Origin of the sequence: Bacillus sp. AFS041924, from assembly GCF_002577195.1 — a bacterium.
In the GTDB taxonomy this organism is placed as follows: Bacteria; Bacillota; Bacilli; order Bacillales; family Bacillaceae_G; genus Gottfriedia.
This window is the reverse complement of record NZ_NULG01000011.1, coordinates 5,478-24,591: the sequence shown is the minus strand read 5'-3', so window position 1 is coordinate 24,591 and position 19,114 is coordinate 5,478. Positions and strand designations below refer to the sequence as shown.

Below are 19,114 nucleotides of genomic sequence, written 5' to 3'. Positions count from 1 at the left end.
ATGAAAACAATCGAACAAATTAAGGAATTAGTTACTAAAGCGCAAGACCTGCAACACAACTCAACGAAAGAATATCGTGTTTTACAGGACGCGTTTAACCTTAAAAAGTCTGAAATTCAACTTAATAGAGACTATACATTAGAGGGTAAGAAGAAGCTAACTGACTCTTTACGCAGTAAAAAAACGATCGAATTAATGCAATTATCCCGTAATCAAAGCAAAATGTTTAAGGAATTGTTAAACGAAGCGAAGAAAGAAGCGGAGAACATCGTCCATTCAAAAAGTCCTAAAGTAGATCCGGTAAAAGAAGAACGATTTAAGCAGCGTCTAGCCGAAGTTAAGACGGAGGTATTATTATCAGACGCTAAAAAAGGCAAGCAGATTCTTTCGGATTTTCTTAAGACAGTCGATGAGCAAGCATTCGCATCTGAGATCAAAAACGAGTTTTCTGCGCTTGTTGGACCGATACTCGCTGACGCTGGCCAAGATGCGAGGGAATATCGTATAGACCTTTCGAAGATGTTCGAGGAAGTAAAAGTTCGTTCAATGAGTCCGGAAGCGTTGGAAGCTATGAGAATCGCTGAGTATGCGGGAGCTGCTATCGGAAATGATTTCTTCCTTCCGATCGTAGTAGAGAAATCCGGCGAGAACCTAGGTGAGTTAGCGAGTAAATTCGTTAATAAGCCCGAGCAGTATTTCGAACTATTCCCGGAAGATGCAAAGTATAATCCAAACGGATTAAAAACGATGGAAGAGATAAATGAAGAAAGAGACGCAATGATAGAATAGGACGCCTTATGGCGCTTGTTTATCAATGAACGGAGGTGAATAACCATGGCTAAAAAAATCACACTCAGGGAAGTATCGCGTCCTGGCAAGGAGATATTAACGGTCCCGACGCTAGTAACAAAACCTGTTAAACCGAAAAAGTAGTATCTTGGGGCGCTTAATTGCGCTCCTTTTTTATTTATAGAAATGGAGGGAATTAAATGGAAGAATTAAATGCTAAATTTAGAGCACGCAGTCATCGATTACTTGAGCTCGGCATTGCTGCGAATCATATCGTTGAAAAAGGTCGTAGTAAATCCGGAAGAGTTCCGACAAACTTAGTCCGTGGGTTGGAAGATTTTAAGCTATCCTTAGACGCTATGCGAGACGACCCGAGATATAAAAGTATTGCTCAACTAAATATCGAGTTTGTTAACGAGGTTGTTTCATTTGCGAAAGCAATTAACGCAGGAAACAAAGAGATAGCCGAGGATCATTTACGGAATTCCGTTGATTTACACGAAAAGAGCGACGGCCTTATTAACGCTTTAGTGGACGAGATAGAGGTGAGCGCAAATGTCGTATAACCTCGTCGCCCACCTTTCTTTACGCGATGGCGGGTTCGCTTCAGGTCTTCGTCGCGCTAGTCAAGCAGTAACAAGGATGTCTTCGAGTTCGAGCAGCTTAACAAGTCAAATCGTTAAACTTGGACTAACATATAAGGCTACAACTCTCGCAGTTGATACGTTAAAGACCGCGATGCAGGGCGCAATGGAGATCGAGACAAATAAATTAACACTTTCTGCATTGGTTAACGATACGGAAAAAGCGAATAAACTTTTCGATATGCTCCAGCAAAAAGGACTCAAATCGGTGTTTTCAGATAGCGATTTCATGAATTCTGGGAAAGCTTTTCTGCCAGTTACAAAAGATTTGAAACAAATTAACAAACTGCTTGGCATCACCGAACGATTAGCGAGTTCTAACACTCTTGAAGGTATGACTGGGGCTAGCTTCGCAATCAGGGAAGCATTGAGTGGTGATCTCGTATCATTACAGGAACGCTTTAATATCCCGAGATCAATGCTAAAGGAAACGTTTAAAGGCGCGGATACTGCAACAGAAAAAATTGCAGCGTTAGATAAGGTATTAAATAATCTCGGATTCACGCAAAAATTCGTTAACGATGTAAATAAGTCAGCTTCGGCGCAATGGCAAACGTTAAAATCGAATGTAACAACCGCACTTGCTAATATGGGAACGGCAGCATTAGATAAGCTAAAAAAACCGTTGACCGATATTAATAACTGGATACAAGGCGGTGGACTTAATTGGATAAAAGAGAAGGGATCCGACTTCCTGGCGGGCGCAGTCTCGAAAATAACAGAGTTTGTAGCTAATATAAAACCTGAAACAATCCAAAAATGGGGAGATAATATCAAATCCGCAGGAGAGAAATTATCAAATTTTGCTAAATTCGTTTACGACAATTGGCAACCGATAAAAGAAGCGTTTATTGCTCTTTCTGTAGGTATAGTAGCTGCAAAAGTTGCGATGATTGGATTAGATATAGCAATGATGGCCAACCCGATAGGACTAATAATCGCAGCGGTATATCTTTGCACAGCAGCATGGGTTTATCTTATTCGAAACTGGGATTCCGTAAAGGCTAAAGCACTTGAAGTGTGGGCTGTCCTAAGAGGTTTTCTAGGCCCGATAGGTACCTTAATTGAAGCAGGTGTTAGATTAGCGCTAAATTGGAGCAATACTTGGGCGACGATAAAGCAAGGTGCAGCAGACGCAGTAAATAGCGTTATCGGAAAAATCAATGCGTTAATTGAGAAAATCAATCTAATTCCTGGCGTAAAAATTCCGATAATACCGAAAGTGCACTGGGGAGACGTAGCAAAAGCTGCGAGTTATGTAAGTGGTGGAATTCAAAGTAGTTCGCATATTACTAGAAAATCGCATCACGCCGGGCTTTCAAACGTTCCCTATGACCAATATCCGGCAAATTTACATCGCGGTGAGCGCGTTTTGACGGCAGTTGAGAACGAGGAATACAAGAAAAACAAAAGCGGTAAGGGCGGCGTCACGGTTAATGTTGGGACGATGAACGTACGTAATGACTCCGATATTAAGAAGGTCGCTTATGAATTAGCTAGATTAATCGAAAAAGAAGGGGTGCAGATGGCATAATGGCGCGTTTAGAAGGTTCAGGAGCATCAAGGTTAGTTAAGTTAATACAAATGCACGGTAAAAACGATTCAATTTCTATATGTTTAGCAACAATTACCGCAGCTCCTCCATCAATCAAACTTAAAGTTGACGGAGATAAATTCGAACTTGAATCAGACGACTTCGAAGTTGCGGAACATTTAACGAAGCATACTCGCCAGGTAAAAATAGCCGGCGGGGCTACGCAATCGCTCGCATTTCAAGATGAACTAAAAGTAGGGGACCGAGTAATCGTACTTTCGTATAACAATGACCAGCGATACTTCGTAATGGACCGAATTGTAAGTTATTACGTAGAAACTTAAGGCGCCATGCTACAAGTGGCGCTTATTTAAATTGGAGGGGACGAAATGGAGTTAGACTTAAAAAAGCTTGACGAAGACATCCGCAGATTCGACGAAGAGTTAGAGGAACTGAAGCGCGAACGTGTAGCGAAAGGGTTGCCCGCAGAAAGACCGCCAAGTTTTGTTTCGTTAAAATTAACGCATGAATTATTCGAAAGAGTTTGTCCGTTACGTAACGCTATCATTAAATACGCCTCTTTAATTGGGACGGCCGGAAGAGTGCTGCCATTAGACGTTAAAAAGCTTCGCGACAAATATACGCAGGATTTAACGTTGCTTAATGAATCCGTAGGAGTATTTAGTAGTCTGACGGGCCATGCGATGATCGACTCGTTAAACAAGATTGAAGAAGCAATTAATTCGGACGAGACAGAAGTGTTCGATTTAGTACGTGGATTATACGTTAATATTTCGTTATTTATGGATCGACCAGCTATTTACGATCTAGTTTTCGATAATGTAGCCGAGGTTATTGACGATGAAGAACAAGCGATAGCACATTACGAAAAAATAAAACATTTAATTTAGGGGAGCGATAATATGAAAGCAAGTGATTTAAAGAAAAGGCTAACGGATCAGCAAGCGAAGGCTGCGTATCTTTTAGTATTAAACGATTTCGAGGGCGGTAATCAAACGCAAGAAGAAATTGCGCAGGAAGTAGGCGTTAGTCGAAGAACACTACTTGAATGGCGTAGAAAGCCGGAGTTTATTGCGTATCAAGGCGCATTATCGGACCAACATCTCCAAGCATTTCGTAGTAAGGCGGATAAAGTTCTGATAGATCAAGTAGAAAAAGGCTTTATTAAAGCGCTCGACTTATATTACACCTTGTTAGGCCGAAAGGTAACGAAGACAGAAACGACTGAAGTCCGTCAAACATCTACGTATATGAGCGACGATGAAATCCAGGCGGAATTAGAAAAGTTAACGAAATCAATCGGAGAGTAACGAAAAAGGCGTCCTTCTAACGAGGGGCGCCGATTTTTTTTTATTTATCGTTTTCATCGATTAATTTTCCGCCATTTAATCTTACTAATTCTTCAGTAGCTTCGGCAGTTCTTTGTAGGTATTTCAATATCAAACTAATTGCGAAAAATATCATAGCGGTAATAATTGCCGAAAGAAGAGTACTTATTACTAACATTGTCTTCGGTATTGCTACATTATACATCATGTCGTTTTCAAAACTTTTAGCCAACGCTAGTATAACTCCGGATCCTAACGCACCTAATACTATGGTTATCCATCCTAAGTAATAGAAAAACTTTGCAACCACAAAAAAACCTCCAATAATTACGGAATCTTTTTTGTATTTTTTCACAAACGAGCAACATTATTCTTTCTTAGACCTACGTTATTAATTTATCTAAGAATAGCGGTAATTTGACGTCACTTTTTTTGTCTCCGTACTTGTACGTTCCTACTATATGTAGTAAAATTTAAACCGACAGGAAATCGACAGGAATCCGCATGGGGATTTCGAAAAAGTCCGATTGGGACGCTAGATATATCAGAGGTTTGCGAGGGATGGACGGTACAATACGGTCTTGAAAACCGACAGGGGTGTAACAGCCCGCGGGGGTTCGAATCCCTCTTACTCCTTAAACAGTGAAAAAGTCTTCAACGTTGTCGTTGAAGACTTTTTTTGTTAACTTACAATTGAACCAGCTTTGTGATGCTTTTTATCAACATAAATATGCTCAATTCTTAAATCAGATAGAATATGTTTCATTTGTCAGTAGCATATTGATCATCATCTTTTTTAACTAAATAAAAATGTTTTATTTGTGGTCTTTTAGTGGCTGCTAAATACGGTTAACGGTCATTATTTAAGTTAAAAAATTGTATTTAAATTTTTACCAAAGAATATTAATTCATTGATTTTACTCTTTTCTGAGCATTACTATTGAAATTTTTCAGTATATTTGATAACTTTAAATTGAAATTCACTACAATTCTTGGGAGGAATTTAAAAATGTCAAAATTTGAATTACCACAATTACCTTATGCTTATGATGCATTAGAACCACACTTTGATAAAGAAACGATGAACATTCACCACACTCGTCACCACAATACATATGTAACAAACTTAAACGCTGCTTTAGAAGGTAAAGAAGTAGCCGCTTCTTCAATTGAAGAATTAATTTCTAACTTAGATGCACTTCCAGAAGGTATTCGTACTGCTGTACGTAACAATGGTGGTGGTCATGCTAACCACAGCTTATTCTGGACTTTATTAACTCCAGAAGGAACTGGCACACCAGTTGGAGAAGTTGCTGAAGCAATCAACGCTAAATTTGGTAGCTTAGATGAGCTTAAAGCTGCTTTCACTCAAGCTGCATTAACTCGTTTCGGTTCTGGTTGGGCTTGGTTAGTAGTAAACAATGGTGAGTTAGAAGTAACAAGCACAGCTAACCAAGATTCACCATTAATGGAAGGTAAAACTCCAATCTTAGGTTTAGATGTTTGGGAGCATGCTTACTACTTAAACTACCAAAACAAACGTCCTGACTACGTTGGTGCATTCTGGAATGTAGTAAACTGGGAAAAAGTAGAAGAGTTATATCAAGCTGCAAAATAATTTATAAAACAAGAACACTACTTAATTTATTAAGTGGTGTTTTTTTATTTGTTTTAAAAAGGATAAATTTTCATTTACTCGGAAAACTAGTTCATGAGACAAAGGAGAGTTATGAATGAGTAGGTGGAAATTTTTAATAGGTAATGTAGATTTAAATAAAGACTTAATTCTATTATTGAGTGTCGGTGGATTATTTACTTTAGCGACGGCTTTATCTAGCACATTTGTAAATGTTTATTTATGGAAACAATCAAATAGTTACTTACCAATTGCTTCGTACCAATTTTCGATTGCGTTCTTTCAGGCGCTTACATTCGTAATTGCTGGTAGATTAGCTAAAACGATTGATCGAGTTGTTATTTTAAGAATCGGTATTTCTTTTTTAGCGATATTCTATATAGTTGTTTTACTATTTGAAACGAAGACGCTATTAGCAACGATATTGATTGGTGCGATATTAGGAATTGGCAATGGCTGTTACTATTTAGCATTTAATTTACTGACATTTGAGGTAACAGAACCTGATACTAGACAATTCTTTAATGGTTTTTTAGGGCTAATCAATTCATTTACAGGTATGCTTGGTCCATTTATTGCTGGAGCAATTATTTCTTCAATGATTGGAAATAAAGGCTACCATTTTGTGTTTATAATAGCAGTCATTTTATTTGTATGTGCAGTTGTTTTAAGTTGTTTCTTGATAAGAAGAGAACTTGATAGTGAATTCAATATTAAGCGTGTCATTCAAGAAAGAAAATTAAATAAAAACTGGCGAAAAATAACCAATGCTAACTTCTTTCAAGGTACTCGAGAAGGAATTTTTATGTTTGTCATTTCAATTTATATTTTCTTGTCTACTGGTAGTGAATTCGCTTTAGGGAAATACGGATTAATTACATCTTTAATCAGCTTTATTACCTATTATATTGTTACAAGAATTATAAAAGAAAATTTTAGAATGAAAGCTATATTTATCGGTGGTTTTCTATTGTTTTGCGCTGTATTTGTAATCGCTTTTAAAATTACATTTCCATTATTGATCATATACGGCGCAATAATTTCTTTGGCATATCCAATCATTTTAGTACCTTACTTATCTTTAACATATGATATAATAGGAAAATCGTATAAGGCCAGGGAGTATAGAGTGGAATACATAGTGATACGAGAAGTGTATTTAAATAGTGGTAGAATGTTTTCGATTGCTGTATTTATTGTATGTACTACAATATTTCCACCAAAACAATTTATCCCAATATTATTGTGTTTATTTGGAGCAGGACACTTTTTGGTCTATTTCGTCATGAGGAAGCTAGAATTTAAGCATGCTTAAGTATTTTCATTAAATTGTCAAAAACTTGGGCAGTGATTCCATTTCCTAATCATTAAAATATTAATATGTAGATTAGAAGTAATTGTAGAAAAAAGAGGAGAAAAAATGAATAAACCAAAGAAATATAAAATCACATTACCCACACGACTGAATACACTATTTTTTCTTGTGTTTGTCCTATTTTCTATTTTAATTCTAAGATTAGGTGTTGTACAAATTGTTAAAGGTGAAGACTACAAATTAGAATTAGAACGAACAGAAAATATGACCGTCGATCAATCTGTACCTAGAGGGAAAATTTTAGATCGTAACGGTAAGGTTGTAGTAGATAATACGCCTTTACGTACAATTACTTATACAAGAAAAAAAGGTACGACTTCAGGTGAGTTATTAGAAATGGCTAAAAAGCTTAAAACTTATATCAAAATGCCAACTAATAAAATAACTGAAAGAGATAAGAAAGATTTTTGGTTACTAACAAATCCTAAAGATGCAAAAAAACTAGTATCAAAAAAAGAAGATAAACAACTAAAAGCACAATTTAAAGATGATGATCCTGGTTACAATAAGGCTTATTATCAATTACAGCTTGATAAAATTACAGAAGATAATCTCAAATCTCTTGAAAAAGATGAAAATGCATTAGAAATACTTGCGATTTACAAGCAAATGAGTGCTGGTTATGCATTAACTCCACAGACTATTAAAAGAGAAGAAGTTAACGAAAAAGATCCTAAAAAAGCTAAAAAAGCTAAAGAAGAAGGTGAAAAAGAATTTGCACGAGTTAGCGAACATTTGGACGAGCTACCAGGTGTAGATGTAACGACAGATTGGGAAAGAAAATACGTTTATGACGATACGTTCCGAACAATTTTAGGTAATATTACTTCTGAAAAAGAAGGGTTACCAGCTCAGAATGTAGATTATTATTTAGCACGTGGTTATGATCGTAATGATCGTGTAGGAAAAAGTTATATAGAAAAACAATATGAAGATGTTTTACGTGGTACAAAAGGTAAAGCACAAAATGTTATTGATTCAAATGGGAACGTAGTAGATACGAAAGTAATTACTGAAGGTGAGCCAGGAAGTGATTTAGTCCTTTCAATTGATATTGAACTTCAAGGTAAGGTTGATGAAATTGTAAAGAGAGAACTTTTAAGAGCAAAAGCAACTTCAAATGGTCGATATTTGGACCGAGCATTTGTTACGATGATGAATCCGAAAACGGGTGAAATTTTAGCAATGTCAGGAAAGCAAATTGTTAAAGACAAAAAGACAGGAAAAAATAAAATTGTAGATTACGCAACAGGAAATCTAACATCATCTTATGAGATGGGTTCAACTGTAAAAGCTGCGACTCTTTTAACTGGTTATCAAACAGGTGAAATTACCCCGGGGCAAAAGCAATTCGATACACCGATTAAAATTAAAAGTACACCAGTAAAAGCATCTTATAAAAACTTTGGATGGATTAATGATTTAGATGCATTAAAGTATTCATCTAACGTTTATATGTTCCGAACAGCTATGGCTATTGGACATGCAAATTACGTGGAGAATAGACCTTTAGATATCGATGTAAAAGCGTTTGATACATTCCGTAATAGTTTCAGTCAATTTGGACTAGGTGTTAAAACTGGAGTTGATTTACCAAATGAAGCAATTGGATTTAAAGGTGTAGATACAAGCCCAGGTTTCCTTCTTGATATAGCGATTGGGCAGTACGATACTTATACACCACTACAATTAGCCCAATATGTTTCGACCATCGCAAATGGAGGTTATAGAATTAAGCCACATGTTGCGAAAGAATTAAGACAACCTTCAATCGGCGAAGATACTGGTGTTATTAAACAAGAAATAAAGACTAAAGTATTAAATCGAATTGATATGAAACAGTCATATATCGATCATGTAAAACAAGGTCTTATCAAAGTATATAATGAAACTGGAGGTACGGCTAACAAATATTTCCAAGGTGTAGACTATAAAGTGGCTGGTAAAACAGGTACAGCTCAATCTGTATACGACGGTCCAGATCGTAAAAAATACAATGGGCCACAGAAAACTTATAATGAAACATTAATGGGATATGCTCCGTATGACAATCCTGAAGTTGCCTTTGTAGTAGTAGTACCATGGTTACAAACAGACCAAGCTCCAGTAAATAAATACATTGGTCGAGATATTATGGATGAATACTTTAAATTGAAAAAAGATAGACAATCAGTTTATAATGACGAGCCTAAAAACAAAATTGATAACCAAGACAACACAGATACACAAAATACGAATCAATAAAAGAGAAAGGGAAATCCTTTCTCTTTTATTTCTAAAAAAACCTTTATCCAATCCAAAAGAGCTTCAGAACTTATTTACATAATCTTTACATACCGTTAAAACAGGTTTAATAGTTTTTGAATATGATTATTCATGTAATCTGTTACTGAAAATAAACGATTATAAATTTTAGCTATTATTTAGTTAATATTTTAAAACGAATAGAATGCTTCTTTTAGGATGAGAGGGGATAGAAAGTTATGACAGCTACGTTAAATAGAGAGAATATAATTAGAAATGATGATATTGAAGAGACAAATACAAATGTAAAAAAATCAATTGTTTATGATACTCAAGATTTAAATTTATGGTATGGACAAGATAAAGCACTAAAAAATATCAATTTAAGTATTTATGAGAATGAAGTAACCGCGATTATTGGGCCAAGTGGCTGTGGTAAATCGACTTATTTAAAAACATTAAACCGCATGGTTGAGTTAGTTCCTACAGTTAGAACAGAAGGAAAAATCCTTTATCGCCAACAAGATATTTTCGATAAAAACTATCCTGTAGAAGAATTAAGAACTCATGTTGGAATGGTATTCCAAAAACCAAACGTATTTCCTAAATCAATTTGGGAAAATGTAGCATATGGTCCAAAAATACATGGCATTAAAGATAAAGCTACATTAAATGAGATTGTTGAAAAAAGTTTAAAAGGTGCAGCTATTTGGGAAGAGATAAAAGATCGTTTACATGAGAATGCTTTTGGTCTTTCAGGTGGTCAACAACAACGTTTATGTATTGCTCGCTGCCTGGCAATCGAGCCTGATGTTATTTTAATGGATGAGCCAACTTCGGCATTAGACCCTATTTCAACTTTAAAAGTTGAAGAACTAATTCATGATTTGAAGAAAGAATTTAGTATTATTATTGTTACCCATAATATGCAACAAGCAGCTCGTGTTTCTGATAAGACTGCATTCTTTTTAAGCGGTGAAGTAGTTGAGTTCTCAGATACAAATAAACTGTTCTCAACACCTAAAGATAAACGTACTGAAGACTATATTACCGGACGATTCGGTTAATAGAAGGGGAATAGGTGAGAAGAGATGAGAAATCAATTTGAAGCGGACTTAAAATCATTACAAGAAATGATCATCGAATTTGCAGAGAAAACGAAAAAAGCTGTTATTAAAAGTATGGAAGCATTTCGTACCGAAAATATTGAATTAGCATTAGAAGTAATTGATGAAGATGAGCGTATTAATAAATTAGAAAAAGAAGTTAATGAATTAATTTTAGTTATTATTACGAGACAGCAACCGGTTGCTGTAGATTTAAGAAGAAATTTAACAGCTATAAAGATTGCTCATGATCTTGAACGAGTTGCTGATTATGCTGTAAATATCGCTAAATCGACAATCCGTATTCGAAGTCGTCAAGAAAACTTACCTATAGAGAATATAGAAAAGATGCATGAACTTGGCTTAGAAATGTTAACAAAAGCTGCAGAAGCATACCGAACTGAAGATTTACAAGTTGCAAAAGAGGTTGGTGAAATTGACGATCTAGTTGATGAGTTATATGGAACGACTGTTCGAAATTTAATGTCAAGTATTGTTGAGTCACCTGAGCATGTCGCAAATATCTTGCAAATGGCATTCATTTGTAGATATCTTGAAAGAATTGCAGATTATGCAACAAATATTGCAGAGAATATTTATTATTTAGTTAAAGGTAAGCATTATATATTAAATCAATAAAAAATGACAAAAGGGTGTTTAGACAATTTTTTCCTGAACGCCCTTTTGTCATATTTATGTAATATTAAGCATACTTCTTTAACTAGTATAAGATATTGAGGTGGTAATAAATGAAGGTTGTTATTTTAGCTGGAGGATATGGTCAAAGGCTTTTACCAATTACTAACAACATTCCTAAGCCACTATTACCAATCGCAAATAGAGCGGCAATTGAACATTTAATATTACATTTAACAAAAATAGGTTTTACAGAATTTATTATCCAGCTTCATTATATGTCCCAAGCTATTATTGAGACGATAAATGCAATGAAATTAAAAAATGTTTCAATTGATTATATTATAGAAGAAAAAAGTTTAGGTTCAGCTGGTTGCTTAAGGCTATCTAGACATTTTCTTAATGAACCCTTTCTATTAGTGAATGGTGATATTTTATTTGACGGGGATATTAGGGATTCAATTAAAATTCACTTTGAAAATAAAAGTAAATTTTCTATGTTTGTAAAACAAGTCGAAAAGTGTGGATCATATGGAAATGTAAAAGTAAAAAATGGACAAATAATCGATTTTATTGAAAAGCCTAATGTAGGTAGCGAAATTAGTAAGTTAGTTAATACTGGAATTTATATTATGAGTCCGGAATTATTATTTCAAATTCCAGAAAATCGCTATTTTGACATCAGTAATGATTTAATACCTCTAATGCTAAAAAATAATATTCCGTTAAGTGCTTATCATTTAGATGGTTATTGGATTGATTACGGGACACCTAGACGGTTTGCAAAGTTAAATGTAGACTGGATTGAAGAAAGATTAAATTTACCTATACCAGCCGTTCAAATTTTACCGAGAATCTTTTTAGGTGAACATGTTACGATAAATAACAATGTGAAGATTGTTTCTCCAGTTATTATTGGGAATGATGTTACGATCGAAGAGAACTGTGTGATTGGTCCATATGTGTCAATTAGCTCTAATATTAAAATCGGTCAAGGAAGTGTATTACATCATCAAGCAGTTTTCCAAAAATATACTTTGAATTATGAAAATAAGTTTGTACATAATTCAATAAAAAAAATATCAAAAGAAATGCATTGAATCAATAAAAACTATGGAAATTATCGCGAAAGAATGTTATTATATACAAGTCTGATTATGTCACTATGTCAGGAGGGAAAATAAAATGCGCGTAAATATTACATTAGCATGTACAGAATGCGGAGATCGTAACTATATCACTACTAAAAATAAACGTAATAACCCAGACCGTCTTGAGCTTAAAAAATATTGCCCAAGACTTAAAAAAGTTACAGTTCATCGCGAAACAAAGTAAACAGTAGGAATTTTCCTACTGTTTTTTTTGTATATACATACTTATAATTTTAATTAGAATACAGTTGCACTATATTAATCCTATACTAAAGAAACTTTGAACCTGACCTAAGGAGGCGTTATGATGGAAAAAAAAGAAATTAGAAATTCTATGATGAAGAAATTAAAAAATATTTCAAGCCTAGACAGAGAAGAAAAATCAAAACAAATTGTCGAAAAATTATTAAATTCAGATCAATTCTTGTGTGCAGATATTATAGCAACTACGATGCCAATGGAGCATGAAATCAATACTAAGTATTTAATAACTGCTTGTTGGAAAATGAATAAATCAGTAGTTGTGCCAAAATGTAACCATGACACTAGAAAAATGCATTTTTACAAGATCAATTCTTTTGAGGATTTAAAAAAAGGATATTTTGGTATACAGGAGCCATTAGAAGAAAAATGCGAGGAGATTGGAAAGGAGTTTATTGATTTAATAATTGTTCCTGGAGTAGCATATACAAAATATGGTGAAAGACTAGGTTATGGTGGCGGATATTATGATCGATACTTAGAGGATTATAAAAAACAACTCATGGCTTTAGCATATGACTTTCAAATATTGAATGAACTACCTACAGAAAAACATGATATTAAAATGCCATTGATTTTAACTGAGTCAAAAAAAATAGAAGCAATCTACTAAGTGCATAATGTGACACGATTTGTTTGAAAATAGGTAAGACTTAATTACGAAAAGACATATTGTAATTACTAGGCAAATTTATAAATTTGTGCACAATGTAGTTGAACTCAACAAAAATTGTAACAAATTTGTAAAATGTTTCACAAACTTTGAGTGGAAATACATATATAATATAGAAGTCCCAATTACTTACACTTTTATAACACAAATGAGGTGGATATTATGTTACACAAAGAAGTTAACCGTGTTGCACTTATCGGAACAGGCGCAGTTGGAGCAAGCTATGCTTTTGGAATGTTAAATAAAGGTGTTGCCGAAGAATTAGTAATGATTGATTTAAACAAGGATAAAGCGGAAGGTGACGCAATGGATTTAAGTCATTGTTTACCTTTTGTAGATTCTAGAACAAAAATATGGGCGGGAGATTACAGTGATTGTAAAGATGCAAGTTTAGTCGTTATAACAGCTGGAGCAGCCCAAAAACCAGGAGAAACACGATTAGATTTAGTAGCAAAAAATTGTGCTATATTTAAAGGCATTGTTGGAGAAATTATGGCTGCAGGATTTGACGGTATCTTTTTAATTGCCACGAACCCAGTAGATATTTTAACTTATGCAACTTGGAAGTATTCAGGGTTACCGAAAGAAAGAGTAATCGGATCTGGTACAAGTTTAGATACTGCACGTTTTAGATATATGCTTGGAGATTATTTTAATGTTGATGCAAGAAATATCCATGGATATATTATCGGTGAACACGGAGATAGTGAATTACCTGTTTGGTCTCAAACAACGATTGGTACTTCACCTGTACACCATGTACTAAAGAAAAATCCACGATATACGCAAAGAGAGCTTGATGAAATCTTTTTAAATACACGTGATGCTGCATATCACATTATTAAGAAAAAAGGTGCAACATACTATGGAATTGGAATGGGTTTAGTTAGATTAACTAAAGCGATTCTTAAAAATGAAAATAGTATTATAACTGTTTCTGCCTATTTAGAAGGACAGTATGGAGAAAATGATATTTATATAGGAGTTCCAGCGGTAATTAATCGTGGTGGAATTCGAGAAATCGTTGAGCTAGATTTAAATGAATTAGAACAACGACAGTTTAAAAAATCAGTTGAAACATTAAGAAGAACGATGGAACCTATTTTATAAACTCTACAGCTTAGACCTCTTTCAAATCGAAAGAGGTTTAAGTATGTAAATAATTTGAAAATTAAGCTATCATTTAATATTGTTAAAGTAACAAATAAGATATCGGGAGGTTACTTTGAGAAAGATAAATAAATTGGTATGGGGATTATTAATATTAATTGTTGGACTAGCTCTTTTTTTTAGAAACCAAAATTATATTAACTTTCAGCTAAAACGGATTAATGATGCCAACTCTTTCGTAAAATTTCCTAATTACAATGATACAGTAACCGAGGCTGAGGATGGCTTACAAGAGGTAACGAATCCTAAATCAAATTTAGTATTAGTTAATAAGGAAAGAAAGCTACCTGATGAGTATGAACCACCTGATTTAATTTATCCGATTGTTCCATTACATGGCGTAAATAAAGAAAAAACATTAATGAGAAAAGAAGCAGCTCATGCATTAGAAAATTTATTTGAAAGAGCTGAGGCAAGTGGAGTAAAACTTACTCCAGTTTCCGCATATCGCTCGTTGGATAGACAACAAAGCTTATATAATTATTATATCCAAATCCATGGTGAAGACTGGACACATTCCTTTAGTGCTGTTCCAGGAACAAGTGAACATCAAACAGGATTGTCTATAGATGTTTCATCTCCGAGCTTTGGAAACAAGCTCGAACAAGAATTTGGAGAAACAAAAGAAGGAACTTGGTTAGCCGCACATGCACATGAATTTGGATTTGTTATTCGATATCCAGAGGATAAAGTTGAACTTACTAAATATAATTATGAACCGTGGCATATAAGATATATTGGGAAAAAATACGCTACTTATCTTTATAAAAATGATCTAGTATTAGAAGAAGTAATGAAACCAAAAAATAATTAAAAGTACCTACGAAATAAATGCTTTGTTTGGTATTTCACATTGACGAGCAACCGTTTCCAACTTATACTAATTACATATTTAGAAAGATTAAATAATAGGAGTTAAGAATGAAATCCGTATATGATATTCAACAATTTCTTAAGAATTATGGCACAATTATTTATACTGGTGACCGATTAGCTGACTTAATGCTAATGCAAGATGAACTAAAAGAATTATTTCTAGCGAATATTCTAGATAGTAAAGATTTGCAAGTTGCTACTTTGATATTAAAAAAACAGATGGATGAAATAAAAAATAAAACGGTTTGAAGAAATCTTTTTTTTTTAGAAAAAATTGCAAACGATTTCACTGCGAAGGGAGAAGGCATTAATGGCTAAAATGATTGTAGGTGTAGATTTAGGTGGTACAAGCATTAAATTAGCATTATTAACAAATAACGGGGAATTCATTGATAAGTGGGAAGTACCAACTGATAAATCTGATAGTGGGAAGCATATTCCAAAAACAATCTCAAATGCAATTGAAGAGAAGCTTAAACAGATGAATAAAACAAAGGATGATATTGCTGGAATTGGTATTGGGGCACCTGGTTCAGTTCGACTAGAAGATGGACTTATATTTGCAGCAGTAAATTTAGGATGGGTTAATTTTCCTTTAAAAGAAATTTTAGAAAAAGAATCTGGTATTCCAGTAATAGTAGATAATGATGCAAATATAGCAGCTGTTGGTGAGATGTGGAAGGGTGCTGGAAACGGCGCGAAAGATGTAGTAATGGTTACACTAGGAACAGGAGTTGGCGGTGGTGTAATTGTAAATGGAGATGTAGCACATGGAATTAGTGGAGCTGCAGGGGAGATTGGCCATATAACAGTACAACTTGAAAATGGAGTAATATGTAACTGTGGAAAAACGGGATGTTTAGAAACAATTTCTTCAGCTACTGGAATTGCAAGAATAGCGAATGAGAAATTGCAAAATACGACAAAAGAAACGATTTTAAAAGGAATGTCGAATACTTCACCAATTACCGCTAAGGAAGTTTTCGAAGCGTACTCAAAAGGTGATGAAGTTGCAAAAGAAATCGTTAATAATGTAATGAAATATCTTGCTTTAGTCTTAGCGGGAGTTGGGAATACATTAAATCCCGAAAATATCATAATTGGTGGCGGGGTTTCGAATGCAGGTGAGTTGTTATTAAAACCACTAAAGAAATATTTTGATGAATTTGCCTTTACGACAGTTCGCGAATCGACAAAACTTTCAATTGCCAGATTAGGAAACGATGCTGGAGCGATTGGGGCAGCTTATTTAGTAAAAAAATTCATTACTAACGAAATTTAACTTAAATTTAAGGTACTTCTAATAGAAGTACCTTATTATGTTTATTGTATCGAATTAATAAAAAAGTTAGTTATTTGACGAGTGAACTAGTTTATGATAAATTGAATGACGTTAACAAAAAAACTAAAGTTACGTCAAATAATCTTTATTCGATTATATGTATCATTTCAAAAATTCTTGGTACTGATTACCAATAAAATAGATATATGAAATGCCAAACATTGTTTTATAATAGATTAATAGTCTTAACAAGAGGAGGAACAGACTATGTGGAAAAAGTTTACAAAAAACTTTGGATTCCCGTTACTTGCTGTATTCCTTTTATGGATTAAAGCAACTTTACTAAGCCAATATTACTTTGATTTAGAAATTGAAAATTCTATGCAAAAATTTATCTTGATAATTGCGCCTATATCTTCATTATTAATATTTTTAGGTATTGGTCTTTTTGCCAAAGGACCTAAGCGAAATAGGGCGATTATATGGATTAGTATTATAATGTCATTTATATTAATAGCCGATACTGCCTACTATTCATTCTTTGACGATTTCGTTACGATTCCAGTTTTATTTATGACTCGAAACTTTGCGGATTTAGGATCAAGTGTAAAAGCAATGATTAGCTATAAAACAATCTTTGCTTTTTCTGATATTTTTATCCTAATTGCAGTTAATTACTTCTGGGGTAAAAAATTCTTTACAACTGGAAATATTAAAGGAAAAGCAAGAACTGCATATTTCTTAGCAGCAGTCGCTATTTTCTTAATTAACCTTGGATTAGCAGAAACTGAACGTCCACAATTATTAACACGTTCATTCGATAGAGAGTACATTGTTAAATTCTTAGGATTATACAACTACCATATATATGATATGGTTATTCAATCTAAAACATCTGCTCAAAAAGCGATGGCTGATGATAGTGAATTAGCTGGAATTGAAAATTTTATTCGTGCAAATGACACTGGTGTAAACGCAGAATTACACGGTAAATATAAAGGTAAAAACGTTGTTGTAATATCATTAGAATCATTACAAAATTTCGTTATTGGTCGAAAAATTGATGGACAAGAAATCACTCCATTTTTAAATCAATTTACGAAAGAAAGTTACTATTTTGATAATTTTTACCACCAAACTGGACAAGGTAAAACATCAGATGCAGAATTTCTAATTGATAATAGTATTTTCCCACTAGACCGTGGAGCGGTATACTTTACTAACAGTGGAAATACGTTTACTGCTACACCAGCGATTTTAAAACAAAATCAAAATTATTATTCTTCAGTAATGCACTCAAATAATAAATCGTTCTGGAACCGAGATCTGATGTATCCAAGTCTTGGCTTCGATCGTTATTATAATGAAGTTGATTATAAAGTAAATGCAGAAAATTCAATTGGTTGGGGACTAAAAGATAAAGATTTCGTTCAGCAATCAGTAGACAAAATGGTTACTATGCCAAAACCGTTCTACAATCGTATGCTTACTTTAACGAACCATTATCCATTCGAATTAAATGATGAAGACTTAATGATTCCACGTTTAAAAACTGGAGACCAAACTGTTGATAATTATGTAACGACAGTTCGATATTTAGATGAATCAATTAAAAACTTTATGGAAGAAATGAAAGCTAAAGGTTTATATGATAACACAATTATTGTCATGTATGGTGATCACTATGGTATTTCTGAAAACCATAACCGTGCAATGAGCGAAGTTTTAGGTAAAGAAATTACACCAGCTGAGCATGTTAAATTACAAAAAGTACCTTTATTTATCCACTTACCTAAACAAACTAAAGGTGAAACAATTCATAAAGTTGCAGGACAAATTGACGTAAAACCTACAATTTTAAACTTATTAGGTGAAGATCCAAATAATACTTCTATCAACTTTGGTAATGATATATTCTCTCCAAAACACAAAGACTTTGTAGTTTTCAGAGATGGTACAATTGTTACTGATAAATATATTTACACTGGTGAGAAGATGTATGATGCTAATACAAGTGAAGAACTAAAAGATCAAAAACCACCTAAAGAAGACTTAGCAAAAGCAAATAAATCACTTGAGTACTCAAACTCAATTATTTATAAAGATTTACTTCGTTTCTATGAAGTAAAATACAAAAAAGCAAATACAAAGTTTGAATAAGTAAAAAAAGCACTTCCTTAAACGGAAGTGCTTTTTTGAGTAGACGAATTTACAAAAGATTATTTTAGTCATTGAGTTAAAATAGAAATTTTAGAACGTTTCTGACCAAATTATAAAGTACCAAAAGAGTACTCGACTTCTATGGGAATGAGGGGAGGTTAATAACCCCGCAAACGCGCCGAGGAGGGTGGTTCTTTGACAACGCTCGCTTTCTTCGTTGCATCGCCT

20 protein-coding genes and 1 tRNA gene are annotated in these 19,114 nt (G+C 33.9%); 20 read left to right on the top strand and 1 reads right to left on the bottom strand.

All coding sequences use genetic code 11. From position 1 onward, the window contains the following. The 6 genes from COC46_RS04025 (at nt 1) to COC46_RS04000 (ending at nt 4,298) form a co-directional block, all read left to right on the top strand. The gene (locus COC46_RS04025) at nt 1-789 is read left to right on the top strand and encodes a hypothetical protein (protein ID WP_098808473.1); all 789 of its coding nucleotides are present in this window, start codon (nt 1-3) and stop codon (nt 787-789) included. Between the two features lie 200 nt (nt 790-989). Then, complete coding sequence (locus COC46_RS04020; RefSeq protein ID WP_098808472.1) at nt 990-1,355, top strand: hypothetical protein; 366 nt, start codon at nt 990-992, stop codon at nt 1,353-1,355. A gap of 184 nt (nt 1,356-1,539) precedes the next feature. Continuing rightward, entirely contained in the window at nt 1,540-2,967 is a 1,428-nt protein-coding gene (locus tag COC46_RS04015) for a phage tail tape measure protein (protein ID WP_141550868.1), read from the top strand. After that, entirely contained in the window at nt 2,967-3,311 is a 345-nt protein-coding gene (locus COC46_RS04010) for a DUF2577 domain-containing protein (protein ID WP_098808470.1), read from the top strand. The genes COC46_RS04015 and COC46_RS04010 overlap by 1 nt, the downstream gene beginning before the upstream one ends. 45 nt (nt 3,312-3,356) lie before the next feature. Further along, nucleotides 3,357-3,878 carry a hypothetical protein gene (locus COC46_RS04005; RefSeq protein ID WP_098808469.1) on the top strand — a complete coding sequence of 174 codons (522 nt, stop codon included), beginning with the start codon at nt 3,357-3,359 and terminating at the stop codon, nt 3,876-3,878. 12 nt (nt 3,879-3,890) lie between these two features. After that, on the top strand, nt 3,891-4,298 hold the full coding sequence (locus COC46_RS04000; RefSeq protein WP_098808468.1) for a phBC6A51 family helix-turn-helix protein: 408 nt from the start codon (nt 3,891-3,893) through the stop codon (nt 4,296-4,298). Between the two features lie 40 nt (nt 4,299-4,338). Here the strand turns inward: COC46_RS04000 and COC46_RS03995 are convergent, their stop codons facing one another. Further along, a complete protein-coding gene (locus tag COC46_RS03995; RefSeq protein WP_098808467.1) occupies nt 4,339-4,626 on the bottom strand; it encodes a hypothetical protein in 288 nt (95 codons plus the stop codon). Nucleotides 4,627-4,874: 248 nt separating this feature from the next. On the opposite strand from COC46_RS03995, the gene COC46_RS22100 reads away from it, so the two are divergent. From COC46_RS22100 to COC46_RS03930, 14 genes are all read left to right on the top strand, one after another. After that, nucleotides 4,875-4,952: transfer RNA gene (locus tag COC46_RS22100), tRNA-OTHER, on the top strand. A 373-nt stretch (nt 4,953-5,325) separates the two neighbouring features. Next, the gene (locus COC46_RS03990) at nt 5,326-5,934 is read left to right on the top strand and encodes a superoxide dismutase (RefSeq protein WP_088010981.1); all 609 of its coding nucleotides are present in this window, start codon (nt 5,326-5,328) and stop codon (nt 5,932-5,934) included. A 115-nt stretch (nt 5,935-6,049) separates the two neighbouring features. Further along, nucleotides 6,050-7,267, top strand: a complete 1,218-nt coding sequence (locus COC46_RS03985; RefSeq protein WP_098808466.1) for an MFS transporter — start codon at nt 6,050-6,052, stop codon at nt 7,265-7,267. A gap of 105 nt (nt 7,268-7,372) precedes the next feature. Then, complete coding sequence (locus tag COC46_RS03980) at nt 7,373-9,571, top strand: peptidoglycan D,D-transpeptidase FtsI family protein (RefSeq protein WP_098808465.1); 2,199 nt, start codon at nt 7,373-7,375, stop codon at nt 9,569-9,571. 239 nt (nt 9,572-9,810) lie between these two features. Continuing rightward, the gene (gene pstB / locus COC46_RS03975; RefSeq protein WP_098808464.1) at nt 9,811-10,638 is read left to right on the top strand and encodes a phosphate ABC transporter ATP-binding protein PstB; all 828 of its coding nucleotides are present in this window, start codon (nt 9,811-9,813) and stop codon (nt 10,636-10,638) included. Nucleotides 10,639-10,662: 24 nt separating this feature from the next. Next, on the top strand, nt 10,663-11,316 hold the full coding sequence (gene phoU, locus COC46_RS03970; RefSeq protein WP_098808463.1) for a phosphate signaling complex protein PhoU: 654 nt from the start codon (nt 10,663-10,665) through the stop codon (nt 11,314-11,316). Nucleotides 11,317-11,426: 110 nt separating this feature from the next. After that, nucleotides 11,427-12,413, top strand: coding sequence for a nucleotidyltransferase family protein (locus tag COC46_RS03965; RefSeq protein ID WP_098808462.1), 987 nt, complete (start codon nt 11,427-11,429; stop codon nt 12,411-12,413). 85 nt (nt 12,414-12,498) lie between these two features. Next, a complete protein-coding gene (rpmG, locus tag COC46_RS03960) occupies nt 12,499-12,648 on the top strand; it encodes a 50S ribosomal protein L33 (protein ID WP_056475024.1) in 150 nt (49 codons plus the stop codon). A 123-nt stretch (nt 12,649-12,771) separates the two neighbouring features. Next, nucleotides 12,772-13,338 (top strand): 5-formyltetrahydrofolate cyclo-ligase, encoded by a 567-nt coding sequence (locus tag COC46_RS03955; protein WP_176545052.1) that lies wholly within the window; start codon nt 12,772-12,774, stop codon nt 13,336-13,338. 222 nt (nt 13,339-13,560) lie between these two features. Next, on the top strand, nt 13,561-14,508 hold the full coding sequence (locus COC46_RS03950) for an L-lactate dehydrogenase (protein ID WP_098808460.1): 948 nt from the start codon (nt 13,561-13,563) through the stop codon (nt 14,506-14,508). Nucleotides 14,509-14,623: 115 nt separating this feature from the next. Next, complete coding sequence (locus COC46_RS03945; RefSeq protein ID WP_255294804.1) at nt 14,624-15,382, top strand: M15 family metallopeptidase; 759 nt, start codon at nt 14,624-14,626, stop codon at nt 15,380-15,382. 107 nt (nt 15,383-15,489) lie between these two features. After that, a complete protein-coding gene (locus tag COC46_RS03940; RefSeq protein WP_098808458.1) occupies nt 15,490-15,693 on the top strand; it encodes a YqgQ family protein in 204 nt (67 codons plus the stop codon). A 61-nt stretch (nt 15,694-15,754) separates the two neighbouring features. Next, the gene (locus COC46_RS03935; protein WP_098808457.1) at nt 15,755-16,726 is read left to right on the top strand and encodes an ROK family glucokinase; all 972 of its coding nucleotides are present in this window, start codon (nt 15,755-15,757) and stop codon (nt 16,724-16,726) included. A 267-nt stretch (nt 16,727-16,993) separates the two neighbouring features. Further along, nucleotides 16,994-18,886 carry an LTA synthase family protein gene (locus tag COC46_RS03930; RefSeq protein WP_098808456.1) on the top strand — a complete coding sequence of 631 codons (1,893 nt, stop codon included), beginning with the start codon at nt 16,994-16,996 and terminating at the stop codon, nt 18,884-18,886. The last annotated feature ends 228 nt before the right edge of the window (nt 18,887-19,114 follow it).